Source organism: Actinokineospora sp. UV203 (assembly GCF_056323665.1).
In genome coordinates this window covers 4,539,306-4,562,455 of the sequence record NZ_CM150484.1, presented here as the reverse complement: position 1 = coordinate 4,562,455, position 23,150 = coordinate 4,539,306, and the positions used below count along the sequence as shown (strand labels likewise).

The following is a 23,150-nucleotide window of genomic DNA, read 5'->3' as shown; positions in this document are numbered from 1 at the left end:
GAGGACAACGACAGCGACAAGACGGCAGATCACGTGGGGTTCCCGACCGGAAGGTGGCGGTATCGGCCGATCCCGAGGGCGGGATCGCGCACCGTCGTGCGCCACAACGCGCCCGACAGTCCGATGAGGACATGGGTGACGACGAGCATGATGGTGAACCCGAAGGCGTCGAAGGTGGCCGCGGCGACGGCGGCGGCGGCGATCGCCCCGGCGAGCGCCTGGCCGAGGTCGCGGTCGGCGGGGTCGGCGGCGAAGCGGCTCACCCGCCGCGCGAAGACGTAGCCGCACCAGAACAGGGCGACCCGCACGATCAGCCCGGTCGCGCCCAGGGTGACCAGTTCGTAGAGGTACTCGTTGTCGAGCACGATGTAGTGCTTCGGCACGAACGTCCCCGGGCCGAGGCCGAACAACGGGTATTCGCTCCAGTACCGGATGACGATCGCGTAGTCGCCGGTGCGCCCGGCGATGCTGGGGTCGTCGTCCACCGCCCGGAACAGCTGCAGGATCCCGCCGAGCACACCCGGGGTGGCGGCCTGCACGGCGATCAGGCCGAGGACCGCGACAGGCAGCAGGTTGACCAGCACGCGCAGCTTCGTCGTCAGGAAGTACACGCCCAGCGCGACCATCGTCGCCAGCACGGCGGAGCGCGAGACCGCCAGCGGGATGCCCGCGGCGATCACCGCGACGGCGAGCCACGGCCAGAACCGCTTGCCCTTCGGCGCGGTCAGCGCGAAGTGCAGGGCCAGCGGCAGCACCATGCTGAGCACGACGCCGTACTCGATGGGGTGGGTGGCGGTGCCGGCGACGCGGTAGAGGCCGTCGCGCTCGACGATGAAGTCGGAGTTCGACGTGTGCACGGTGAGGCCGGGCAGCCGGATCGCGCCGGAGAGATCGATGATCTGGAAGTACTGCAGGACACCGGCCAGTGAGAGGAACGCGGCGCCGCCGACGATCCGGGCGAGCACCTTGCGGACGACATCGCCGGAGCCGGGGACATCCGCGCTGAAGAGCAGCAGGCCCAGCACACTGATCTGGATCATCAGGCCGGCGTCGGCGCCGTTGGCCTCGATCGCCGTCATGCCGCGGATCTGCGCCAGCCCGTAGCTGGCGAGCACGCCCATGACGACCAGGATCGCCAGCACGCGGATGGGCTGGCGCCTGCGGTCGGACTCGCCGCCGGGCACGATCCGGTCGAACGACCAGTACATGAACATCACGGCCGCGATCAGCATGCACGGCCGACCGGCTTGGCCGAGCGGGCCGATCACCAGATTCGCGGGAAGCAGGAAGGTCGCGCCGAGCAGCACGCTGAACGCGGTCAGCTCGTTCCACGGCGCGAAGAGCAGCCCGGTGACCACCAAGGCGATGCCGAGCACCAGGGGCAGTGTGTCGGGGTAGATGATCGCCACCGCCGGCGCGCAGAAGGCCGCCACAATGAACACCACGCGGACCCACGTGCGGGAACCCATCCGCGCCCACAGCGACGGAGCGGGCGGCGTGATCGGGGCGAAGATGACGGTCGGGCTCATCGCGGCCCGGCCTTACGCGATGGGTCACCACCGCTCACTGGCGCCACCCGCACCGTGTCCTGGCCCTGGCCGTGCGGTTGGTCGTGATCTTTCCTCGGCCATCCGCTGGGTCTCCGGGCCGAGCCCTCACCGGCGGGCGGGGCGTCCTCGGTGGCGGGCCTGCGGGTCTGGCCGTTCGGGAGGTTCGCGGTCTTGGCGGCACCGTTCTGAGCCTGGCTGTTCGGCACGCTCGCCTCCTGACCGGCTCCGTTGCGCGCACCGGGCTTCGGCGGCGCGACGGCGGCGGGCACGGGGGTGCGCGGCGCGTTGGCAGGCGCGGGACCCCGAGGCGCGGGCTGCGCGGGGGCGGGCGTCCGCGGCTGGGCGGGCGGCGGTGCCGGTACCCGGGTAGCCGTGACCGGCTGCTTCTCGGGCACGTTCTCCTCGGCCGCGGGCTCCTGGTCGCGCACGGCGAGCTTGGCGTCACGCTTGCGCCGCAGCCGGGTCGTCCCCCAGCCGCGGAAGTCCGCGAGTACGGCGAGACCGAAGGCGAGGATCGTGCCGAGGCCGATCGCCGCGAGCAGCACCTTCAGCCTCGACCCGGTGGTCTGCAGCGGCTCCTGCGGGTTGACGACGTCGTCGAGGGTGACGCGGGCGGGCGGCGGCACGTTCTTGGCCGCCTGGATCGTGTCGAGGCGCTTGCCCAATTCACCCACCAGCGACCGATAGGTGATCAGTGCCTCCTCGCGGGTCGTCGCGACGACCGACACGTGGATCAGCGGGCGGCCCTCCTGGACGAGGGCCTGGAAGGTGCCGGTGCCGCCTTGGGCGGCGACCGCGTTGGCGGTGTCGGCCGACGCGGCGACGCCGCCGAGGACCGAGGCCGTGGACCGCGTGTCGGAGTAGCTGTTGTTCGCGATCGCCGCGGCTTCCTTCTCGGTGGTGACGTACGGCGTGTTGATCACCAGGACACCGCCGACCTCGAAACCCGGCGCGACCTGTGAGGCGGCGACGAACCCCGTGACGCAGCACAGGATCAACGTCGGCACGAACACATACCAACGGCGAATCGCGATGCGAAATACCGTGACAAGATCCATGCTCATACCTTCCACAAAATGGTACCCTCAATGGCTGGCCGGGGCTCCCAGCGCCATTTCGACGGTGACCACAGGATACTGCCGTACTCGCCGGAAAGATCCGGCGAACCATGCGAATTGGACGCAACACCTAAATGGGACAAAACAGCCTCGACCGTCCCGATGTCAGATTCGAAGCCGGGACGAGACGCCTCGGATTCGCCTGCGCGTGGGACACCCCGCCGATGCGCACTTGGTCGCACACGCCGTGGAACCTCCGGCAGGCACTGCGTGACCGGACGTCCGTCGTCGACCTCGGACTCACCTGGTCCGGGCCGACCAGGGCGGTCCTGAAGGCGCTGGGCGCCTACCGGCACGACGGCCGCTGGGCCACCGCGTGGAAACACCACCCACTCACGGTCGCCGCGGGCGAGCAGCGGCTGCGCCACCGCGGCCGGACGAGCGATGCGGAAGTCATCCTGCAGATCGGCGATCTCGCCCGGTTCGACCAGCCGTACGTGCTCTACCAGGATCTCAGCTTCGACATGGTGCTCGAGCGCCTCGTCGACGGCACCGGAAGCGGAGCGCGGATGCCCGGGCTGTCCGAGTCCCGGATCAGAAGGCTCGCCGACCGTCAGCGCGCGATCTATGACCGCTGCGCCGCGGTGCTCGCCATGAGCCAGTGGACCGCCGACCACCTTGTGCGGGTGACCGGTGTCCCCGCCGACCGCGTGCACGTGGTGCCGCCCGGCGCCAACGCGCTGCCCGACGGCCCGGTCCGGGCCGACCGGCCGCGGCCGCGCCGCCGACTGCTGTTCATCGGCAAGGACTTCTACGGCAAGGGCGGAGACGTGGTCGTCGAGGCGCTCGCCGTGCTGCGCCGCGAGGTCGACCCCGCGTTCGAACTGACCATCGCCGGTCCGGCCGCCTTCCCGGGCGAGGTGCCCGCGGGCGCGCGCTTCCTCGGCCACGTGCCGCTCGACCAGGTGGGCGCGCTTTACGCCGAACACGATCTGTTCGTGATGCCCAGCCGGTTCGAGGCATTCGGCATCGCATTCGTCGAAGCCCTCGCCCACGGAATGCCATGTATCGCGCGACGCGATTGCGCGATGCCCGAATTGGTCCGCTCGGGCGTGAACGGCGGTTTTGTCGAGTCCGACGATCCCATCGAATTGGCGGCCCGGATAACCAGCGTCATCAATGACGACTCGATCTACAAGCACACCGACCGCGAATCGGCGGATGTCATCGCCCGGTATCAGTGGTCGAGGGCCGCGGACGACGTCCTGCGGATCATCGGCGCGCTCTAGTGGGCGGCCGGCGACAGCGGACGCCGGACCGAAACCTGCCGGGGGGACAACACGGCTCGCGGACGCGTCGCGATGCGCCATGAGGACCTCCCCTTCTCCCGACCGTCGGAGCCGGCCTTCTCCCCTTGCATACCTATTTCGGCGATCGGCGTTACGCCTATTGGCGCACTCGCGCCGAGACTCGTTGAATCTGCGACCAGGAACGTCCGTCGAGGTCGGGCGCGCACCTTCACCCCCGCCTGTCACCGTAAGCCGCTTAACGGAATAATCGGCGAAAAGGGGCAGAACATGACAGGTCGAGCGTCACCCGGCGACGATACGCGGTCCGCCGGAGTCAGGGTCGGTTTCGCCTGCGCTTGGGACGAGCCACCCGCGCCGACCTGGAGCTATACCCCCTGGAACCTGCGTCAGGCGCTGCGCGTGCGGACTGAGGTCGTCGACCTGGGGCTGCGCTGGGCGCAGCCGAGCCGGACCGTGCTGAAGACGCTCGGGGCCTACCGGCACGAGCGTCGCTGGGCGAGCGCCTGGAAGCACCACGGCGTCACCCAGAGCCTCACCGGGCTGCGGCTGCGGGCCGCCGAACGCAAGCTGCGCCCCGACGTGGTGCTCCAGATCGGCGACCTCGCGCGGCTGGACACGCCGTACTTCGTCTACCAGGACCTGAGCTTCGACCTGCTGCTCGACCATTTCGACGACAAGACCGGGGTCCGGCACTTCCCCCACCTGACGCCCTCGCTTATCCGTCGCCTCATCGACCGCCAGCACGAGATCTACGCGGGCGCGGAAGGCATCCTCGCGATGAGCGGGTGGCTGGCCGAGCACCTGGTCCGGGTCACCGGGCTGCCCGAGGACCGGGTGCACGTCGTGCCGCCGGCGGCCAACGTGCTGCCCGAAGCCGACGACCGGCGGCCCTCGGTGTCCACGCACCGCCGCAAGCTCCTGTTCGTCGGCAGGGACTTCGACACCAAGGCCGGTCCGGACGTGGTGACCGCGCTGGGAGTGCTGCGCCGCGACGTCGACCCGGAGATCGAGCTGACCGTGGTGGGGCCGACCACCTGGCCGCTGCCGGGCCAGGTGCCCGACGGCGTGCGCTTCCTCGGCAGGCTTCCGCTCGAACAGGTCCGCAGGCTCTACACCGAGCACGACGTCTTCGTGATGCCCAGCCACTTCGAGGGCTACGGCATGGCTCTGGTCGAGGCCCTCGCCCATGGCCTGCCCTGCGTGGCGCGCGACGCCTGCGCGATGCCCGAGATCGTCCGGCCCGGGGTCAACGGCGCGCTGGTGACGTCCGCCGACGCGCATGAGCTGGCGGGCACGATCGCCGCCGTCCTCGAGGACGACGGGCTCGCCGAGCGGGCGATCGAGCAGTCCGACGACATCGTGGCCCGCTACAGCTGGGACCGGGTCGCCGACGACGTCCTCCGGATCGCGAACGGTTCGCGCTAGCTCAAGCCAGTCAGGACTTGAACCAGGCCCACCGCTGCAGGCGGCCCGCGCGCAAGGCGTCGGCAAGGGAGACGCCGCGCAGAGCCCGGTCGCTGAGGCCGTCCAGCACGGCCGTGGTCAGCTCGCCGCGGTCGAACCGGGGCGCGGGCTGGTCGCCGGAAACGTCCGGGTCTCCGGCGAAGCCGTCGTGCGCCAGCAGGACCGAACCCGCGGACATCCGCTCCATGGCCCGCTTCGCCAGGTCGTCTACCGGCAGGTCGAGCCAGTCCCACGCCGTCGGTCCCCAGACCACCGGCTCCAGCCCACACCGCTTCACCGCGCGCCAGGTGCCGATCGACTGCGCGCCGAACGGCGGCCGGAACCACCGGACCGGCGTGCCGAGAAGGTCTTCGAGCTCCGCCTTGCCCCGCGCGGTCCGCTGGTACACCTCGGCGGCGGGCAGGGTGGTCAGCCTGCGGTGGTCCACCCCGTGCAACGCGATCTCATGGCCTTGGGCGACCGCTTCCGCCAGCAGCGTGCGATAGCGCCGGGCGCGGTCGAGGAGCACGAAGAACGTGGCGGTGGCGCCGTGCTCGGCGAGTGCCGCGAGGACTTTCTCCGTCCCGTCCGGGTCCGGCCCGTCGTCGAAGGTCAGCACGGCGTGCGGCTCGGTGGTCCGCACTCCGCGCACCGAGCCGACCGGCGCGGTGATCACCCGCGCCACCGGTTTGATCAGGGACCGGACGTTCATGACCGGGCCACCGCGTCCGCCCGCGCCTGCCAGGTTCCGGGCCAGCCCCGCGCCCACTCGCCGCGCCGCCGCCACACCGCCGCCCAGCGCGGGTCCCGGCCCAGCAGCCGCTCGGCGATCATCCGCACGCGCACCCCGGTGCGCAGCGCCAGCAGGCCATACCGGCGCCAAGGGCCGAAATGCCGCTGCACCACCGAAGCCCGGCCCGCGAGGACGAGCACGTCACGGTCCGGCCGGTTCGTCGACGACGCCCCGACCGCGTGCACCGCTCGCGCCTCAGGGGTGATCGACGGCCGGTAGCCGAGCACGGCGGCACGCAGACACAGATCCTGGTCCTCGCCGTAGATCCGGTACGCCTCGTCGAGGCCGCCGAGTTCGTCCCAGGTCTGCTTGGCCAGCAGCATGAAACCGCCGCTGATCACGTCGACATGGCGCACCCGGTCGCGGGCGAAGTTCCCGATCGCCTCCGGGTCGAACCAGCTCGAACCCCTTGCGAGCGCGGAGATCCCGGTCGCCGAGCAGGTGACGCTCCACGGTGTCATCCGGCCGAAGCAGCTTCGCGGGTCCAGCTCGCCGTCGGGTCGCAGCGTGCGGCCGCCGACGATGCCGTGCCGGGGGTTGGCTTTGAGGTGGGCCAGCAACGCGTCGATGGCGCCGGGCATCGGCTCGGCGTCGGGGTTGAGCAGCAGCACGTAGCGGCCCGAGGCCCGCTCCGCCGCCCGGTTGACTCCGTGGGCGAACCCGGTGTTGGTGCCCAGTCTGCGCACGGCGTCCGGTCCGAGCAGCCGCTCGGCGACGTCGGCCGCGCCGTCGGCGGACGCGTTGTCGCTGACCAGGACCTCGAACGAGACCGAGGGCGCGGCGGCGCCGGTGAGGGCCCGCAGCGTGCGCTCAAGGAGTTCGGCGGCGTTGTAGGTGACCATCAGCACCGAGAGTTCTGGCTCGTTCATGCGGCCACCTCACAAATTCGGTGGCTCCACTCGCGAAGGCACTGTGACACTGATTCACTCGCAAGCTCGCTCATGCGGACTTCCCGAGGATCTTCGCGAGCGTCAGCCAAGTGCCGCCCGCCGCCTCGATCTCCGGCAGCGCGCGGCGGACCTCGTCGAGCAGGTCGGGAAGCATGAGCAGCACGGTGTCCGGCTTCGATTCGACCAGTTCGGCGGGCGAGATCACCGGCACGTCCGTTCCGGGCATCAGCCTGCCCTGCTTGCCCGGTGAGGCGTCGGCCACCGTGGGCAGCAGGTCCCGGGTGATCCGCGCGTGGCAGAGCACCGGGACGGCACGTGAGGCCGCGCCGTAGCCGACCACGCGTCTGCCCGCCTGCCGCTGCTCGCCCAGCCAGGTCCGCAGGACTCGGGCGTCGCGGTCGGCGTCGGCTTGCAGCGAACTCAGGACCGAGGGGTTGAGGACCCCGGCGCTCACCTCGCTCGAGATCAGCTTGCGGGTGTCGGCGTCCGGTTCGGCGTTGGCCTGGGCGAGGACGACGATCGTCCCGCCCGCCATCGGGTAGCGCCACGCGCGGTGCACACCAAGACCGTGCGCGCGCAGGGCGGTGTCGAGGGCGGGCACCGACCAGTAGCCGAAGTGGCCGTGGCGCAACTCGCTCCACTGCCGGTGCTGCAGGACGGTGGCCAGGCTGTGGAACTGCAACACCATGACCCCGCCCGGCGCCAGCCTGGCCGCGCGCGCCGCGAGCGCGCTCGCCTGGTCCGGCTCGTGCAGCAGGCCATAGGTGTCCAGCACCAGGTCCGCCTGCCCGGTGGGCGCCTCGACGAGACCGCGCCGCACGACCAGCGGCAGCCAGTCGCCACCGTGCGGGCTGCCGAACTCCGTCACCGACGCGCCGCGCCGGAGCCTGCCTTCGACCGCGAGCCGGTCGACGACCCTGGATGCCTGGTCGCGCATCGCACGGGGTTCGACGCCGAGCACGTTCTCGGGCCATCCGGGATCGTCGGCGAGCTGCGCGAGCCCGCAACCGGCGCAGAACCACATGCGCAGCGGGTGCACGGGCTCAGGCTCGGTCGCGCCGGGCTCGGGGAACTGCTCGCACCCGGGCTGGCGACCCAGATCGAGCACCAACTCGCCCGCACCACCCCCGCAGTGCCTGCACGACACCGCGGGAAGCACACCCGGCGAGTCCAGCGCGACAACCGGATTGGCCATCGTCAGCCCGTCGCGACCGGGCGCATGTCGCCATCGATGGTGCCCGCGGCGGTCCGGTCGCTGAGCCGGGCGAGCCGGGTGAAGCGGCGCTCGAACGCGGCCGCGGTCAGCTTGTGCGCGGTGTAGGCGGCAGCGAGTTCGCGGGCGCCCGCGGGCACGGTCCACGCGCACTCGAAGCCCGGCATCGCCGCGCGGATCCGGGCGAAGTCGACCCGGTAGGACCGCGGGTCCGCGCCCGCCTCGCCGGTGATCGACAGCGTCGAGCCGGGGACGGCGTCGACGACGGCCGCGGCGATCTCGGACACCCGCAGGTTGTTGCGCTCGTCGCCGACATTGAAGGCCTTGGCGTGGATCGCGTGCGTGGGCGCCGCGAGCACCTCGGCGAAGGCCGTCGCGATGTCCGCGGCGTGGACCAGCGGCCGCCACGGCGTGCCGTCGGAGAGCACCTTCACCACACCGGTCAGCAGGGCGTGCCCGACAAGGTTGTTCAGCACGATGTCGGCGCGCAGCCGCGGGGAGAAGCCGAACGCGGTGGCGTTGCGCAGGAACGTGGGGCTGAAGCTGTCGTCGGCGAGCGCGACCAGGTCTTCCTCGACCCGCACCTTGGACTCCGCGTACGGGGTCACGGGGCGCAGCGGGGCGTCCTCGTCGACCAGCCCGTCGCCGCCGCTGGCGCCGTAGACCGAGCACGTCGAGGCGTAGAGGAAGCGGCGGACGCCCGCGTCCTTCGCCAGCCGCGCGAGCCGGGTCGACGCGTGGTGGTTGATGTCGTAGGTGATCTGCGGGGCCAGCGACCCGAGCGGGTCGTTGGACAGCGCCGCGAGGTGCACGACCGCGTCGAAGCCGACGAGGTGCTCGACCTCGACGTCGCGCAGGTCGATCGCGAGTCCCTTGGGGTCGGCGGGCTCGGGCCCCAGGTAGCAGTCGGCGAACAGACCGGAGTCGAGCCCGACCACGTCGTGGCCGTGTTCGGTGAGCACGGGCGCCATCACCGTGCCGAGGTACCCCTGGTGACCGGTCAGTAGAACGCGCATTGCCAGTCCCCTGTCAGCTTCCGGCGCCGGCGGGACCGGCGGCCATAATCAGTTTCGTCGTGTGGAACGCCTCGGCGTAGCGGCTGTTGCACTGCACGCCGCGGATCCGGGCGAGTCCGGCGAAGGTCTCCTCATCGAACCACGTCTTGCCGTGCTGCGAGCCGTAGTGCTCGTGCAGCAGGCCGACCTTGTCCGCCAAGACGTCCTCGGGCAGCGGGAAGAACACCTGCGGCTGCGCCAGATCGCTCTCCCACTTGAGAATCTCGTAACCGAGCACCACATGGTTACGGAAGGCCGTCGGCACCAGGGCCGCCACCCCGCGGTGGTCCTGGTGCGCGTCGTGCGGCGACGGCGCGAACACGAGATCCGGGTCGCAGCCGCGGCGCACGAGTTCCAGCGCCTCCTTGGCCCGCTCCCAGTGCACCGGCAGACGCCCGTCCGGGATGTCGAGAACGGTCACCTCAAGTTCGGCCTTCGGACAGAACGCCGCCAGCGCGGCGCGTTCCTCGTCCTCGCGCGGTCCGCCGCCGCCGGTGAACACCAGCGCGACCACCCGCACGCCCGGGTTGGCGCGGCACAGTTCCAGCAGCGCGCCGCCCGCGCCGATCGCGATGTCGTCGCAGTGCGCGCCGATCACCAGGAGTTCGGCGCAGCGGCGCGGGATCAGGCTGAGCACTCAGGACTCCAAGGCGACGGGGACGCGGTCCGGGCCCTTGTCCCACAACATCCACGGCCGGTTGTTGTGCGCGTACGCGTCGTTGAGGGCGAAGCGTTCCTTGACCGTGTCCGTCGGCTTCCAGAAACCCCGGTACGGGTAGGCGAGCAGCTTGCCCTCCTTGGCGAGCTCCACGCAGCCGTCGGCCACCAGGTCCCCGTTCTCCGGGATGTGGTCGAAGATCTCCTGCCGCAGCACGAAATACCCGCCGTTGGACCACAGCGGCATCTCACTGACCGGCACGATCCCGCTGACCCGGCCATCCTCGCCGAGGTCGACGCAGTGGAACGTCGACTCCGGCGGCACGACCATCATCGACGCGCCCGCGTCGGATGCGGCGAACCGGTCGACCATCACGTCGAGCGGGGCGTCGGTGAGCACGTCGGCGTAGTTGGCGAGGAACATCTCCTCACCCTCGACGTGCTCGCGCACGCGCCGCAGCCGTTCGCCGATGGGCGACTCGATCCCGGTCTGCACGAACGTGATCGACCAGTCCGAGATGTCGGTCGAGAGCATCTCGACCTGCCCGTCGCGCATGATGAAGTCGTTGGACTCGGTCTCGCGGTAGTCGAGGAAGAAGTTCTTGATGTGGTGCGCGCCGTACCCCAGGCACAGCACGAACTCGCGGTGCCCGAAGTGGGCGTAGTAACGCATGACGTGCCAGATGAGCGGCCGCGGGCCGACCAGCGCCATCGGCTTGGGCACGTCGTCGTCGGGCCCGGAGCGCATCCGCATCCCGTAGCCGCCGCAGAAGAGAACGACCTTCATGACCCCACCTCGACGATTTCCAGGTTCGGGATCGGAAAGACCAGCTTCCCACCCCATTCAGCCACATAGGACAGTTGCGCGGTCAGTTCGGCGCGCAGGTTCCACGGCAGGACAAGGACATAGTCGGGCTTGTCCTCGGCGATGCGTTCCGGGGCGCTGATCGGGATGCGCGTGCCCGGGGTGAACCGGCCGTGCTTGTACGGGTTGCGGTCCACCGTGTACGCCAGCAGGTCGGGCCGGATGCCGCAGTGGTTGAGCAGCGTGTTGCCCTTCCCGGGCGCGCCGTAGCCGACCACGGTCTCGCCGCGCTCGGCCGCCGCGGTGAGGAAGCTGAGCAGCTCCCGGCGCACCCGCGCCACCCGCTGGGCGAACTGCGCGTACCCCGACAGCTCGTGCAGGCCCGCGGCCTTCTCCCGGGAAAGGACGTCCTGGACCCGGGTGCTCGGCTCGCCCGCGACCTCGGCCGGACGCGCCCAGAGCCGGATCGAGCCGCCGTGGGTGGGCAGCAGCTCCACGTCGACCACGGTCAGCCCGCCGCTCGCGAGGGCGCGCTGCGCGGACGCGACCGTGTAGTACTGGAAGTGCTCGTGGTAGATCGTGTCGTACTGGTTGAGGTCCATCAGGGTCAGCAGGTGCTGCACCTCGATCGACACCCAGCCGTCGTCGGCGACCATCGCGCGCAGGCCCTTGGTGAACCCGATGACGTCCGGGATGTGGGCGTAGACGTTGTTCGCCACGACGAGGTCGGCGGGCCCGTGCTCGGCACGCACCTCCGCGCCGGTCTCCGGGGTGAGGAACGCGTTCTTGGTCGGGACGCCCTTCTCGCGGGCGGCCGCGCCGACGTTGACCGACGGCTCGACCCCGAGGCACGGCACCGAGCGGGCCACCATGTGCTGCAGCAGGTAGCCGTCGTTGCTCGCCACCTCGACGACGAACGACGACGAGTCCAGCCCGAGTCGCTCGACGGTCTCGGCGACGAAGGTGCGCGCGTGCTCGACCCAGGACGTGGAGTACGACGAGAAGTAGGCGTACTCGGTGAAGGTGTCCTCGGGGCTGATCAGCGGCGGGATCTGGGCGAGCCAGCAGCTCGTGCACACCCGCAGGTGCAGCGGGTAGGTGATCTCCGGTTCCGCGAGCTGCGCCGCGGTGAGGAACCGCTCGCAGGGTGGTGTGGCGCCAAGATCGACGACGTCGGCGAGGTTCGTCGAGCCGCAGAGTCGGCACATCATCATCAGTAAGCCCCTTGACCGCTGAAAACCGCGCGCATCGTCTTCCACAAGATGACCGCGTCGAGCGCGAGCGACCAGTCCTCCACGTACCGCAGGTCGAGCCGGACCGACTCCTCCCACGGCAGGTCGCTGCGACCGCTGACCTGCCAGAGGCCGGTGAGCCCGGGCTTGACCAGCAGCCGCCTGCGCACGTCCGCTTCGTACCGGGCGCACTCCTCCGGCAGCGGCGGCCGGGGGCCGACCAGCGACATCTGGCCAAGCAGCACGTTGAACAGCTGGGGCATCTCGTCGATCGAGAAGCGGCGCAGGACGGCGCCGGAGCGAGTGATCCGGGGATCCTTGCGGATCTTGAAGAGCAGGCCCGCGCCCTCGTCGCACGCCTCGAGATCGGGGACCATCCGGTCGGCGCCGACGACCATCGTGCGGAACTTGACGATGGTGAACTCGTTGCCGTCCTTGCCCACGCGACGCTGGCGGTAGAACACCGGACCGCGGCTGTCGAGCGCGACGACGGCGCCCGCGGCGATCATCACCGGCAGCAGGAAAGTGAACAGGACGAGCGCGCCGACCCGGTCGACCACGTCCTTGACGACGCGGCGCACACCGGTGAACGCGGGCGCGGTGACGTGCAGCAACGGCATGCCGAGCACGGCGCTGACGTGCAGCCGGGGCCCGGCCACCTCCATCAGCATCGGCGCGACGACGAGGTCGGCGCCGCTGCCTTCCAGCTTCCAGGCGAGTTGCTGCAGTCGCTTCGGGGTCCAGTACGGGTCGGGGGCCACGGCGAGGATGCGGTAGCCGCCGCGGCGGACGTGTTCGGCGACGTCCTCAATGCGCCCGACCACGGGCACTCCGTCGATGGCTCCGTCGAGGGCGTCGGAGGTGCAGGCGGCCTCGACGCGCCAGCCGAGGTGCACCGACTGCTTGGTACGGGTGATCAGGTCGAGCGCGGCGGTCGCGTTGCCCGCGACCATGACCGGCAGCAGGCACTGGCCTTCGCGCCGGGAGCGGTGCAGCAGCTTGCGCAGGGCGTAGCGCATGGGGAAGGCCAGGAGCCCGACGGCGGGCACCACGAGGAAGACCCAGGGCCGCATGGTCTCGACGCCGAAGGCGAGACCACCGAGCCCCAGTGCCACGTCGGCGTAGAACAGCCCGCGGCCCAGGCGCGCGAACTCCTCAGCGCCCTGGCCGAGCGCGGACCGGTTCCACGACCGGTTCATCGCCACTGAGCACAAGACCACCGCGACGGTGACCAAGCCGAGAATCAGGGTGCGCGGTCCGGACAGTCCTTGGCTCGAACCCACCATTGGACCGATGGCCGCCACGACGAGGATCGCGCACAGCGCATCGCTGATGATGACGGACCGGCGGTAGCGGTACTCCCAGGTCGAGACTGGCGGCGAAGAAGGTTCGCCCGAGGGCAAGGACGGTCGGGGTGTCGGAAACCCCGCCTCGGAAGACCTTAAAGATCTTCGTCGTGGAAACCCCACTTGGTCACGCATTGTGTTCCCCCGGTCAGCCGGAATGGGCGTGCGGCACTGCGGGGCGTCCCCGACGAGCCCCTGCGATCTTCTTGAAAAGTTGATCAACCGAGGTGTCGAGTCCGTCGACCGAATCCTCGCGTTCGTAACTTCATTCGTCAGGGCCGAGGACGCCGTTACACGCACAGTGAGTTTTTCTATAAGCCGTAAGGATGAATTTACGTTAGGGAGCGCCGCTACTACACGCAACGGCACCACCCCAGGTACCTGGGCAAACGGGTGCGAACGGCGATCCGCCAGCCGTTTTTGGCCATCTACCAGCCGATTTGCCCGCCACGAATGGGTGATCCACTGCCGGGAAGTCACCGAAGGACGCCCCGGGCTCTTCCTCTAATGGAGTAACACGACAAGAGGGCCGCCCCGGCGATGGGACGGCCCTCTTGTCGATCACACTGTGGCCAGGGGCGGGGTCGAACCGCCGACCTACCGCTTTTCAGGCGGTCGCTCGTACCAACTGAGCTACCTGGCCGTACCACTACACACAGTCACTACAGTATTACAACCACACATGCGATCTGACAACCATGATCTAACACGATCGCGCCCCCGATACCGAAAGGTGCGACCTACCAACAGAACCAAGCTGGTTCCGCCGGCCGCCGCACCGTGGGGGTCTGGGGGGTCGCCCCCCAGTGCTTCGGCGAGCGCCCCTGTCCACGTTTTCCGTGGACAGGGGGCACCCAAAGCTCGCGACCCAGACGGGACTCGAACCCGCGACCTTCGCCGTGACAGGGCGACGCGCTAACCAACTGCGCCACTGGGCCTTGCTCTACTGCTGTCTTGCTTTACCGCTGTACTGCGCTAGCCACTACGTACTCCCAACGGGATTCGAACCCGCGCTGCCGCCTTGAAAGGGCGGAGTCCTAGGCCGCTAGACGATGGGAGCCCGACCGCTCGGGCGGACCGATCGACTGCGCTTCCAGAGGCTACCGGTTCTGCTTGCTGGTATTCGCTGGGAGCATGGATAGCTTAGGGCACACCCCCTTGGTACTCCAAAACGGGTATTCCATTGTGCCTCTGAGCTGCGCAAACGTGATCTTCGGACGGCCCGGGAGCTGATCAAGCCCCGGGTCGGGCACGACCCGGGGACCGCGATCGGCTTCGCGGAGCACGTGCCCGGCCTTCGGGGCCTACCCACGCGGGGAGGCGACCGGGGTCGGGCACATCGGAGGAAAGCGACCGAATTGTCGATCATGCCCGACTCGTGGGTGTTTCCGAACGCGCGGACAAGATCGACGAAAGAAGGTGTGAAAAATTCAGAACCGAATAGTGCTCACAATTCACCCGCGCGTCATTGACAACGGCCGTGCGCCGACCGATGGTCCGCGCACGGCCGGGGTCGGCGACTACCGGCGGACGGCGGGCAGGCCGTCGCCACCTTCCACGAGTCCGAGCATTTCGAGCAGCTCACGGCAGTCGTCGGCGTCGATCGAGCCGCGCGCGACAGCCAGCCTGGCTCGCCGCACCTGCTCGTCGGACACGCGTGCCGAGTCGCCGGACCGCGGCGCAGGCACTCCTGTCGAGAATTGGCCGGACGTGCCGAGGCTGTCCTGCTGAAGAAGGAAGGACCGCACTTCGAGTGACCCGCTCATATCGCCTCCCCGAATTGTTTGGCGTGAGGCTATGAGAGATCTCGCCCCGGTCACAGCCCCCCGGAGAGTGAACCGGGTCCGCGCCGGGTAGCCGTAGGTGATCGATTTTCTCGATCCCTGCCGAGTTTGGCCAGTAGGTCACCAACTTTGGGATCACCTGATCGGCGCAACGAGGCCCCGGCCATGTAAACCTTTACCCCCTAGGGGTATAGTTGCCTGCGAGGACCACCACCGTCGAGAGGAATCCCGCCGTGTCTGTTCAGACCGTCTACACCGTCACCGGCATGACGTGCGGCCACTGCGCCAGTTCGGTCACCGAGGAACTCACCGGAATCGAGGGAGTCACCGACGTCGCGGTCGATCTGACGAGCGGCGCCGTGACCGTCACCAGCGCGACGGCGCTGGAGCGGGACGATGTCGTGACCGCGGTGACCGAAGCGGGTTACCAGGTCACGGCCTGATCGCTCCCCCGCGCGGGTTACTTACCGCGAGATTTACCGCTGCACAAGGCGAACATCAGGTGAACATTTTCCCTCGAATTTTCCCACCTTGCCCCTCCCGCGGGGCGAGTGTGCGTGCAACAATCGTCTTGCTGACATACCCCCGGTCAGCGCCTGTGGAGATCCCCTCCGGCCCCCGCGTTCCTCCCCCTGGCGCGGGGGCCTCTCCATGTCCGCAGGTCAGCGGCCTGCCCGCGCGTACTCATCACTGTGCTCACCACATGAGGGGTGTGTCGACCCTCACAGAGGAGGCGGCGCCGCAACCGATTCGTTATCCTCTCCCGGTGCCTTTTCCCTCTTTCGGACGCAGCCGTACCGACCTCAAGACGGTCGGCACCAACACGGGACGCCACCGCCCCCCGCACCGTGAGCAGAGTGAGGAACTCCTGCCCGACGTAGAGCTGGAGAACTACCTCGCGGCTCTCTCCCCCGAATCGGACAACGAGACGACGGCCACCGGCCGCCGCTTCGGCAGCGCCGAGGTCTATCAGCTGCGCTTGTCGCTGATGGCGAACGAGCAGCTGCGTGAACTGGCGGCCTACCGCCAGACATCCCCGATGGCGCTCGCCCAGGAATGGGTCATGCAGCGCCTGGAATGGGAGTCGCAGCAGCTGCAGCGGTCCTGACACCCACACGCACGAGAGCCCCGGTCGTGGGCGACCGAGGCTCTCGTGGGTGAAGAGGACTAGAGCGGGACGACGTTCGTGGCCTGCGGGCCCTTGGTGCCCTGGCCGACCTCGAACTCGACGCGCTGGTTCTCCTCAAGGGACCGGAATCCCTTGGACTGAATCTCCGAGTAGTGCACGAAGACATCGGCGCCGCCGTCATCCTGCGCGATGAATCCGAAGCCCTTCTCGGCGTTGAACCACTTGACTGTGCCCTGTGCCATAAAACCTGCCTCCATCGCAGGAGCTTGGGTCTGCACCATGCAGCCCCGGGCCGCCCTCGGGCGGTGCTCCCGCCCAGTCCGACGGAAAGCAGCGCGCCCGCGTTGTCGTTCCGCGAGCGTGGAAAGCACGAACACAGAAGCTACGGCCTGCAAGGCAAAGAATATCGAGATGTCGTGGGCCGCTCTACGGCCTGACGGGCACCCCGCTAGCCCAAGCGGGTGATCTACGCAAACACGCTCCGAACATCTTCCGGCCGCCCTGGAACATCACCCAAAAAGCAACAGATGTGATGTGAGTCACACCCCTATCCAGCCAACTTCCCAACCCACTACAGCGTCGTAATGAGTGTCAAGGGGTGCTGGGGGAAGGGAAGCGACATGGGCGGCAGGAAACACTCGGGGAGACGGTGGATTCCCGCCACGCTGGTGGGTGCCGGACTGGTCGCGGTCCTCGCCCTGACCGGCTGCACCACGGCAGGCGCGGGCACAGCGACCTCCCCGGGCGGCGCACTGGTCGAGCAGACCGAGTCGGCCAAGATCACTGTCAGCCCGGCCGCGGGCGCCAAGGACGTCGGTCCTGGCGGACCGATCGCGGTCAGCGTCGCCGACGGCACCCTCGAGAAGGTCACGCTCACCAACCCGGATGGCAAGCAGGCCAAGGGAGAACTGGCCGCGGACAAGAAGTCCTGGAAGCTCGGCGAGGACCTCGGCTACGCCAAGACCTACACCTGGTCCGGCTCGGCGCTGGGCGCCGACGGCAAGAGCGTCCCGCTTTCCGGTTCCTTCACCACCGTCAAGCCGAAGAGCCAGATCAAGGCGAGCCTCAACACCGGCGACGGCCAGACCTACGGCGTCGCGATGCCCATCGCGCTGACCTTCGACGCACCGGTGAAAGACCGGGCCGCAGTGCAGAAGGCGCTGACCGTCGAGACCTCGGTCGACACCGAGGGCGCGTGGGCCTGGCTCAGCGACCGGTCGGCGCACTGGCGGCCCAAGGAGTACTGGAAAGCAGGCACGAAGGTCACCGTGAAGGCCGACACCTACGGCATCGCCTTCGGCAACGGCGCCTACGGCCGCAACGACGTGACGTCGACGTTCACCATCGGCAGGCACCAGGTTGTCCAAGGGAACACCCAGACGCACCGGATGGTCGTGAAGACCGAAGCCGGGCAGACACACGACTTCCCCGCCAGCTTCGGTCTCGAGTCCGACCCGGGCCGGGTCACCAAGAGCGGCACACATGTGGTGATGAGCAAGCACGCCAGCTACGGGATGACGAACCCGAAGTACAACTACGAGAACGTGGTCGTGCCGTGGGCGGTCCGCATCTCCAACAACGGCGAGTTCATCCACGGCTACGCCCCCTCGATCTGGGCCCAGGGCAAGCAGAACGTCTCGCACGGCTGCATCAACCTGGCCCCCGCCAACGCGAAGCTCTACTACGACACGGTTCTTCCGGGTGACCCGGTGGAGATCACCGGCAGCACCCAGCAACTCGGCGCACAGGACGGCGACTACTACGACTGGGCCCTGTCTTGGGACAAATGGCAGAAGCTCTCCGCTGAGTCGGCATAGGGCTTTCCTCCAAGTGGCCACCGCCGAAGCGTTCACCGCTGGTCTGTCCTGTCAAAGCCACCGTGTGCCAGGCCGCAGAGGACTCCCGCTTAGGCTGCGCAAATGAGTCGTGTACCTGAGTTGTGGCCGCCTGTGGAGACCGATAGGCCCCAGCGGCATGAGGACGCCCCCGAGCCGGGCACCGACCTCCCGCCGCACTACGCCCACTGCTTCGGCTGCGGCGACCAGGCCGAGGACGGCCTGCACCTGCGGGCCACCGTCGGCGAGGGCCACACGATCCTGTCGCAGTTCACCGTCACCGAGGCCCACCAGGGCGCGCCGGGCCTGGCCCATGGCGGCCTGCTGGCCTGCGCGTTCGACGAGGCGCTGGGCACGACGGTCGGCAACCTGCTGCGGGCGCCCGCGGTCACCGCGAAGCTGGAGACCAGCTTCCTGCGGCCGGTCCCGGTGGGCACCACGCTGTTCATCGACGCCCACCTCGACGGCATCGCCGGCCGCAAGATCTACGTCAGCGCCGACGGCCGCCTCGACGCCCCCGACGGGCCGGTCGCGGTGCGCGCGCGGGCACTGTTCGTGCTGGTCGACCTGAGCCACTTCGTCACCCACGGCCGCAAGGAAGACCTCGTCGCCGTGGCGAAGGACCCGAGCCTGCTCAGCCACCGTCCCTTCGAGATCAATCCGTAGGCTGATGGGGTGGTCTTCTTCCTCTTGGCGCTGCTGGTCGTCGTGGTCCTCCACGCCTACGTGTGGAAGCGGCTGGTGCTCGACGTCGCCCGGACCCCGCGGTTTCGGAAGGTCGGCACCATCGCGTTCGCGGTGCTGGCCGTGCTGCTGGTCGCGGCCCTGGTGCTGCCGCGCTGGATCGGGATCGACGCCGCCCGCTGGATCGTCTGGCCCGGGTACCTGTGGTTCGCGGTGCTGTTCTATCTGTTCGTCGTCCTGCTGGTCCTGGAGATCCCGCGCTTCGTGGCGAACCGGTGGCCGAAGGCGAAGGCCACCGACGAGAGCCGCAGGCTGTTCCTGGCCCGCGGCGCCGCCGTCGTGGCGGCGGTCGCGGCCCCGGCCACGGTCGGCGCGGGCATGGTCTCGGCCCTGAGCGCCCCCGAGGTCAAGCGGTTCACGGTGCCGATCCGCAGGCTCGACCCGACGTTCGGGGGCTTCCGGATCGCGGTGGTCAGCGACATCCACCTCGGACCGATCCTCGGTCGGTCGCACACCGAGCGACTGGTCCGGATGATCAACGAGACGCAGCCGGACCTGGTGGCCATGGTCGGCGACCTGGCCGACGGGACGGTCGCGGAACTGGGCCACGCGGCGGAGCCGCTGCGCGACCTGGTGTCGCGCGAGGGGACGTTCTTCGTCACCGGGAACCACGAGTACTACTCCGGCCACCAGCAGTGGATCACCGAGCTGGAACGGCTCGGGCTGCACTACCTCCGCAACAACCGCACCCAGATCACGCGGGCGGGCAAGACGTTCGACCTCGCGGGCGTCACCGACGTCACCGGCAAGGCGTTCGGCGACGGTCCGGACGTCGTGGGCGCCCTGCGGCACCGGGACGAGACCAAACCGGCTGTTCTGCTGGCCCACCAACCGGTCCAGGTCACCGACGCGGCCCGCGCCGGGGTGGATCTGCAGCTGTCGGGACACACCCACGGCGGGCAGCTGTACCCGTTCCACCACGTCGTCGGACTGGCTCAGCCCGCCGTGTCCGGTCTGTCCAAAGTGGACGACACGTGGCTGTACGTGACCAACGGAGCGGGTTTCTGGGGTCCGCCCGTGCGGGTCGGCGCGGCACCGGACATCACGGTGCTGGAACTGGCAAGCGGGCCGATCATCCGCTGAGGGCCGCTACCAGGGCAGCCGGGACCGCGAGATCCCGCCGGGCCCGGTAGAGGTGCAGATGACACCCGCGGGCGAGATGCGCGGTTCGCGCGGCCGGTAGCAGCCGTGCCGCTCTGGTGCCTGCCGATGACGTCGCTTGATCAGGTGAAGGTTCGCGGGCGGATGGCGTTGGCCTTGTCCACCAGCGCGTGCCGGTGTTCCGGGGTCCCCGCCAACCGGGCCAGCGCCCGGTAGCAGCGTTCCAGGCCGAAGCGGAGTTCGCGCTCCGACAGGTCGCAGCCGAGGACCTGCCGGTTCGGTGTCGCCGGGTGCGCGCCCGGCTTGCCCGCCTTGACCCAGCCGTAGGCGGCTTCCAGCACGTCGGCGGACAGCTGCGTGCGGCGCTCGGCGTCGAGGACCAGGCGTTCCAGCCGCTTGGCGGCGTCGTGGATGTCCGGCTCGCCAACCGGCGTCTGGCCGGTCGGACGGGTCTTGACCTTGATCGCGGCGACCTGTGCGGACACGTGGTGGCTCGAGGTGTCCGGCACCGAGTGCAGGACCTCGATCGCCCCGTTGCGCGCGGTCTGGGCGAGGTACACCCGGGCCAAGCCGAACGCGGCGCTGACGTACGAGTGGTCGGTGCGCCAGACCAGTTCGTAGTAGCGGGCGGCGGCGAAGTGGTCGCCTTCCTGCTCCGCGCTGGCGGCCAGCGCGAGCTTGGGGGCGATCTCGCCGGGCACCGCGTCGTAGACGTGCTCGAAGGACTCGCGGGCGGCCTTCGGGTGGCCGCCTGCCAAGGCGATCAGGCCCCGATACCAGTGCGGGCGCCAGTCGGCCGGGTCCACGACGAGCCTGCGGGCGGCGTCGAGCTCCGACGACGCCGCACGCAGATCTCCTTGCTCCATACGGGCTTTGACCAGCCGCAGCCGCACCTCGATCGAGTCCTGCGGAGCGGCGGTCAGCGCCGCGACGAGTTCCGCGGGCTCGGTGGCGGTGATGCTGGCGAGGACGGCGGCAGCCGGGTCGTCGGTGTCGATCAGCGGCAGCGGCAGCACGGAGGCGACGTCGGCGGGCCTCGGCAGCGGCAGCGGCACCGGGCCCTCGGACACGACCGAGCCGAACGTCCTGGTCTCCACACCGAACACAGTGGACAGTCCGGGCCGCGGCCTGCCGGTGCCCAGCGCCATTACCTCGCGCAGCACACCGGTCAGCTGGTCGGCCATCTCCTCCGCGGAGGCGAAGCGCTGCAAGGGATCGGCGTGCGTCGCGCGCTTGAGGACCCGGTAGTAGCTGCTGAACAGCGCGAACAGCGGCTCGGCGTCCGGCCCGGGCAGGGTGTGCTTGTAGCGGCTCGTGTAGCCGGCGAACTCGATCGACAGGACGGCCAGGGTGCGGCCGACGGTGTAGATGTCGGAGGCCACGGTGGCGCCCTCGGAGGCCAGCTCGGGCGCGGCGTAGCCGGAGGTGAAGAACAGCGGGCTCTCGTAGTCGTCGGTCTTGCGGACGGCGCCGAGGTCGATCAGCTTGAGCTGCTCGCCGTGCTGGATCACGTTGTCGGGCTTGAGGTCGCAGTAGAGCATGTCGATGCTGTGCAGGTAGCCGATGGCGGGCAGGATCTCCAGGCCGTAGGCGATCACCTGCCCGATCGGCAGCGGCTCGGCCCGGCCCGCCTCGCGGTGGTGTTCGAGCGCGAGTTGGCGCAGCGACTGGCCGCCGACGTACTCCATGACGATGTAGCCGACCAGGTTGCCGGTGTTGGGGTCCGGGTGCTGGACGAAGTTGTAGATCTTGACGACGTTCGGGTGCTCGACCTCGGCGAGGAACCGCCGCTCGGCCACGGCCGAGGCCATGGACGTCGCGTCGCCGGTGTCGATCATGCCCTTGAGCACCACCCAGCGGTCGCTGACGTTGTGGTCCTTGGCCAGGTAGATCCAGCCGAGGCCGCCGTAGGCGATGCTGCCGAGCACCTCGTACTGGCCGCCGACGAGGTCGCCGCGGAACAGCCGCGGCCGGAAGTTGAACGCCTGGCCGCACTTGTGGCATTCACCCTCGGCCGGGCCGGGCTCACCGTCGGCGCCGCGGCCGACCTCGGCGCCGCAGTTGTTGCAGAACCGCTTGCTCTCCGAGACCGACGGGTCGTCGAGGACCGCGCTCGCCGGGTCCTTGACCGGAACCACGGGCACGTCGACCAGACCGGCGCCCAGCCTGCCCCGCCCACTGGCCCGCGACGCGGTGCGCCTGCTGGTGCCGGGGAAGGAACTGGACCCGGTGGTGATCGGCCCGGACTCGGTGCGCGTCGCGAGCGGGTGGGGTGTCTGCTGGGGTTCCTCCGGCGGCTTCGGCGGCACGATGCTCTGGGTGAGCGTGTGCATGCCGAGCACGCTGGTGGGCTGCGGGTCGCCGTCGCTCAGGGCGGTGTCGGGGAGGACGCCGGGCTGGCGGGGGGCGACCTGCGGCAGGTCCTGCGGCCAAGGGGCGCCGGGGAACGGGGAGTTGGGCTGTCGGACGGCGCCGGGACGCGACGGATCACCTGGCGCTTCCGCGGATCCGGTGCGGCGCGGGTCGCCGTGGGCGGCCGGGGAAGGGTGCTGGCGGCGCTGACCGGACTGGGGCTGCCCGCCCTGCGCCTGCGCACCCGACTGCCCCTGAGAACCAGGGGGCCTGCCCTGCTGGGGGTTACCCTGCTGGGCATTCGAGCCCGCCGCCTGGTGGGCCTGCGCGGCGGGCACGGGCCTGCCTTGCGAGCCGGGGGCGCCAAACGGCTGCTGGGCCTGGGAACCAGGAGCGCCGGTGGGCTGGTGGCCTTGCGTGTTACGGCTTTGCGGGGCATGCGAGGGCTGAGCCGGAGGCTGTTGGCCACGATGTCCCTGCGGCCCCTGACCGTGGCCCGTGGGCCTGCCCTGCGGGTTGGGCCTGCCCTGAGTGGCCGAGGGGTGCGGCGGCTGTCCCTGCTGCGGCCAACCCGGCTGCTGGCCCTGCGTCCCACGGGGAGGTGTCTGCGGCGGTTGGCCCTGCGGATGCGGCTGCCCTTGGGTGGCGGGCGCGTGCGGCCGCGATTGCGGTTGGCCGGGGGCGAAGGGCCCACCGCCGCCATGACCAGGCGCACCCGGCACGGGGAACTGCGAGGTGCCCGGTGGCTGGGCGGGGTTCGCGGCGAACGGTTGCTGCGCCTGCGTTCCCGGCCGTGGCTGCGGGGACGGCTGCCCATGCGTGCGGGGAGGCTGGCTCTGCCCCGCGAACGGGG

At 69.8% G+C, this 23,150-nt stretch carries 20 protein-coding genes and 3 tRNA genes; 7 read left to right on the top strand and 16 right to left on the bottom strand.

Annotation, left to right across the window (positions count from 1 at the left end):
- Window positions 1-29: 29 nt before the first annotated feature.
- Both ACUZ2Y_RS21820 and ACUZ2Y_RS21815 read right to left on the bottom strand, forming a co-directional pair.
- A complete protein-coding gene (locus ACUZ2Y_RS21820; RefSeq protein WP_476321712.1) occupies window positions 30-1,529 on the bottom strand; it encodes an O-antigen ligase family protein in 1,500 nt (499 codons plus the stop codon).
- Window positions 1,526-2,608: a YveK family protein gene (locus ACUZ2Y_RS21815; RefSeq protein WP_476321710.1), complete on the bottom strand. Its 1,083-nt coding sequence runs from the start codon at window positions 2,606-2,608 to the stop codon at window positions 1,526-1,528. The genes ACUZ2Y_RS21820 and ACUZ2Y_RS21815 overlap by 4 nt, the downstream gene beginning before the upstream one ends.
- Before the next feature lie 224 nt (window positions 2,609-2,832).
- Here ACUZ2Y_RS21815 and ACUZ2Y_RS21810 point away from each other — a divergent pair, with 224 nt between their 5' ends.
- Both ACUZ2Y_RS21810 and ACUZ2Y_RS21805 read left to right on the top strand, forming a co-directional pair.
- Window positions 2,833-3,897 carry a glycosyltransferase family 4 protein gene (locus ACUZ2Y_RS21810; protein WP_476321708.1) on the top strand — a complete coding sequence of 355 codons (1,065 nt, stop codon included), beginning with the start codon at window positions 2,833-2,835 and terminating at the stop codon, window positions 3,895-3,897.
- A gap of 420 nt (window positions 3,898-4,317) precedes the next feature.
- The gene (locus ACUZ2Y_RS21805) at window positions 4,318-5,343 is read left to right on the top strand and encodes a glycosyltransferase family 4 protein (protein ID WP_476321706.1); all 1,026 of its coding nucleotides are present in this window, start codon (window positions 4,318-4,320) and stop codon (window positions 5,341-5,343) included.
- Between the two features lie 10 nt (window positions 5,344-5,353).
- On the opposite strand, the gene ACUZ2Y_RS21800 is transcribed toward ACUZ2Y_RS21805, so the two are convergent.
- The 12 genes from ACUZ2Y_RS21800 to ACUZ2Y_RS21745 all read right to left on the bottom strand — a co-directional run bounded on the left by ACUZ2Y_RS21800 (window position 5,354) and on the right by ACUZ2Y_RS21745 (window position 15,118).
- Complete coding sequence (locus ACUZ2Y_RS21800) at window positions 5,354-6,073, bottom strand: polysaccharide deacetylase family protein (RefSeq protein ID WP_476321704.1); 720 nt, start codon at window positions 6,071-6,073, stop codon at window positions 5,354-5,356.
- Window positions 6,070-7,023, bottom strand: coding sequence for a glycosyltransferase family 2 protein (locus tag ACUZ2Y_RS21795; protein ID WP_476321702.1), 954 nt, complete (start codon window positions 7,021-7,023; stop codon window positions 6,070-6,072). The genes ACUZ2Y_RS21800 and ACUZ2Y_RS21795 overlap by 4 nt, the downstream gene beginning before the upstream one ends.
- Before the next feature lie 70 nt (window positions 7,024-7,093).
- Window positions 7,094-8,239, bottom strand: a complete 1,146-nt coding sequence (locus ACUZ2Y_RS21790) for a methyltransferase C-terminal domain-containing protein (RefSeq protein ID WP_476321700.1) — start codon at window positions 8,237-8,239, stop codon at window positions 7,094-7,096.
- Between the two features lie 2 nt (window positions 8,240-8,241).
- Entirely contained in the window at window positions 8,242-9,273 is a 1,032-nt protein-coding gene (locus tag ACUZ2Y_RS21785; RefSeq protein ID WP_476321698.1) for an NAD-dependent epimerase/dehydratase family protein, read from the bottom strand.
- Between the two features lie 13 nt (window positions 9,274-9,286).
- On the bottom strand, window positions 9,287-9,949 hold the full coding sequence (locus tag ACUZ2Y_RS21780) for a PIG-L deacetylase family protein (RefSeq protein WP_476321696.1): 663 nt from the start codon (window positions 9,947-9,949) through the stop codon (window positions 9,287-9,289).
- Entirely contained in the window at window positions 9,950-10,756 is an 807-nt protein-coding gene (locus ACUZ2Y_RS21775) for a sugar phosphate nucleotidyltransferase (protein ID WP_476321694.1), read from the bottom strand.
- Entirely contained in the window at window positions 10,753-11,988 is a 1,236-nt protein-coding gene (locus ACUZ2Y_RS21770; RefSeq protein WP_476321692.1) for a class I SAM-dependent methyltransferase, read from the bottom strand. The genes ACUZ2Y_RS21775 and ACUZ2Y_RS21770 overlap by 4 nt, the downstream gene beginning before the upstream one ends.
- Window positions 11,988-13,487, bottom strand: a complete 1,500-nt coding sequence (locus ACUZ2Y_RS21765) for a sugar transferase (protein ID WP_476321690.1) — start codon at window positions 13,485-13,487, stop codon at window positions 11,988-11,990. Before ACUZ2Y_RS21765 ends, ACUZ2Y_RS21770 begins: the two co-directional genes overlap by 1 nt.
- 434 nt (window positions 13,488-13,921) lie before the next feature.
- Window positions 13,922-13,995, bottom strand: a tRNA-Phe gene (locus ACUZ2Y_RS21760).
- Between the two features lie 221 nt (window positions 13,996-14,216).
- Window positions 14,217-14,290, bottom strand: a tRNA-Asp gene (locus ACUZ2Y_RS21755).
- Between the two features lie 49 nt (window positions 14,291-14,339).
- Window positions 14,340-14,412: transfer RNA gene (locus ACUZ2Y_RS21750), tRNA-Glu, on the bottom strand.
- A gap of 460 nt (window positions 14,413-14,872) precedes the next feature.
- Window positions 14,873-15,118 carry a hypothetical protein gene (locus ACUZ2Y_RS21745; RefSeq protein WP_476321688.1) on the bottom strand — a complete coding sequence of 82 codons (246 nt, stop codon included), beginning with the start codon at window positions 15,116-15,118 and terminating at the stop codon, window positions 14,873-14,875.
- Window positions 15,119-15,369: 251 nt separating this feature from the next.
- Between ACUZ2Y_RS21745 and ACUZ2Y_RS21740 the strand changes: the two genes are divergently transcribed.
- Window positions 15,370-15,579, top strand: a complete 210-nt coding sequence (locus ACUZ2Y_RS21740) for a heavy-metal-associated domain-containing protein (RefSeq protein WP_476321686.1) — start codon at window positions 15,370-15,372, stop codon at window positions 15,577-15,579.
- Window positions 15,580-15,902: 323 nt separating this feature from the next.
- Window positions 15,903-16,244, top strand: a complete 342-nt coding sequence (locus tag ACUZ2Y_RS21735; RefSeq protein ID WP_476321684.1) for a hypothetical protein — start codon at window positions 15,903-15,905, stop codon at window positions 16,242-16,244.
- Window positions 16,245-16,303: 59 nt separating this feature from the next.
- Here the strand turns inward: ACUZ2Y_RS21735 and ACUZ2Y_RS21730 are convergent, their stop codons facing one another.
- Window positions 16,304-16,507: a cold-shock protein gene (locus ACUZ2Y_RS21730; RefSeq protein ID WP_054052713.1), complete on the bottom strand. Its 204-nt coding sequence runs from the start codon at window positions 16,505-16,507 to the stop codon at window positions 16,304-16,306.
- A 378-nt stretch (window positions 16,508-16,885) separates the two neighbouring features.
- Between ACUZ2Y_RS21730 and ACUZ2Y_RS21725 the strand changes: the two genes are divergently transcribed.
- The 3 genes from ACUZ2Y_RS21725 to ACUZ2Y_RS21715 all read left to right on the top strand — a co-directional run bounded on the left by ACUZ2Y_RS21725 (window position 16,886) and on the right by ACUZ2Y_RS21715 (window position 19,927).
- A complete protein-coding gene (locus tag ACUZ2Y_RS21725; protein ID WP_476321682.1) occupies window positions 16,886-18,082 on the top strand; it encodes a L,D-transpeptidase in 1,197 nt (398 codons plus the stop codon).
- A 102-nt stretch (window positions 18,083-18,184) separates the two neighbouring features.
- Window positions 18,185-18,766 carry a PaaI family thioesterase gene (locus ACUZ2Y_RS21720; RefSeq protein ID WP_476321680.1) on the top strand — a complete coding sequence of 194 codons (582 nt, stop codon included), beginning with the start codon at window positions 18,185-18,187 and terminating at the stop codon, window positions 18,764-18,766.
- A gap of 9 nt (window positions 18,767-18,775) precedes the next feature.
- Window positions 18,776-19,927 (top strand): metallophosphoesterase, encoded by a 1,152-nt coding sequence (locus tag ACUZ2Y_RS21715; protein WP_476321678.1) that lies wholly within the window; start codon window positions 18,776-18,778, stop codon window positions 19,925-19,927.
- Window positions 19,928-20,067: 140 nt separating this feature from the next.
- On the opposite strand, the gene ACUZ2Y_RS21710 is transcribed toward ACUZ2Y_RS21715, so the two are convergent.
- Window positions 20,068-22,635 (bottom strand): tetratricopeptide repeat protein, encoded by a 2,568-nt coding sequence (locus ACUZ2Y_RS21710; protein ID WP_476321676.1) that lies wholly within the window; start codon window positions 22,633-22,635, stop codon window positions 20,068-20,070.
- Window positions 22,636-23,150 lie beyond the last annotated feature (515 nt).

Excerpts from the sequence above, each read along its gene's own strand:
- ACUZ2Y_RS21765 (WP_476321690.1), bottom strand. The coding sequence starts at position 13,487 with ATGCGTGACCAAGTGGGGTTTCCACGACGAAGATCTTTAAGGTCTTCC.
- ACUZ2Y_RS21795 (WP_476321702.1), bottom strand. The coding sequence starts at position 7,023 with ATGAACGAGCCAGAACTCTCGGTGCTGATGGTCACCTACAACGCCGCC.
- ACUZ2Y_RS21815 (WP_476321710.1), bottom strand. The coding sequence starts at position 2,608 with ATGGATCTTGTCACGGTATTTCGCATCGCGATTCGCCGTTGGTATGTG.
- ACUZ2Y_RS21790 (WP_476321700.1), bottom strand. The coding sequence starts at position 8,239 with ATGGCCAATCCGGTTGTCGCGCTGGACTCGCCGGGTGTGCTTCCCGCG.
- ACUZ2Y_RS21725 (WP_476321682.1), top strand. The coding sequence starts at position 16,886 with ATGGGCGGCAGGAAACACTCGGGGAGACGGTGGATTCCCGCCACGCTG.
- ACUZ2Y_RS21730 (WP_054052713.1), bottom strand. The coding sequence starts at position 16,507 with ATGGCACAGGGCACAGTCAAGTGGTTCAACGCCGAGAAGGGCTTCGGA.
- ACUZ2Y_RS21770 (WP_476321692.1), bottom strand. The coding sequence starts at position 11,988 with ATGATGATGTGCCGACTCTGCGGCTCGACGAACCTCGCCGACGTCGTC.
- ACUZ2Y_RS21720 (WP_476321680.1), top strand. The coding sequence starts at position 18,185 with ATGAGTCGTGTACCTGAGTTGTGGCCGCCTGTGGAGACCGATAGGCCC.
- ACUZ2Y_RS21775 (WP_476321694.1), bottom strand. The coding sequence starts at position 10,756 with ATGAAGGTCGTTCTCTTCTGCGGCGGCTACGGGATGCGGATGCGCTCC.
- ACUZ2Y_RS21820 (WP_476321712.1), bottom strand. The coding sequence starts at position 1,529 with ATGAGCCCGACCGTCATCTTCGCCCCGATCACGCCGCCCGCTCCGTCG.
- ACUZ2Y_RS21810 (WP_476321708.1), top strand. The coding sequence starts at position 2,833 with ATGCGCACTTGGTCGCACACGCCGTGGAACCTCCGGCAGGCACTGCGT.
- ACUZ2Y_RS21800 (WP_476321704.1), bottom strand. The coding sequence starts at position 6,073 with ATGAACGTCCGGTCCCTGATCAAACCGGTGGCGCGGGTGATCACCGCG.
- ACUZ2Y_RS21785 (WP_476321698.1), bottom strand. The coding sequence starts at position 9,273 with ATGCGCGTTCTACTGACCGGTCACCAGGGGTACCTCGGCACGGTGATG.
- ACUZ2Y_RS21745 (WP_476321688.1), bottom strand. The coding sequence starts at position 15,118 with ATGAGCGGGTCACTCGAAGTGCGGTCCTTCCTTCTTCAGCAGGACAGC.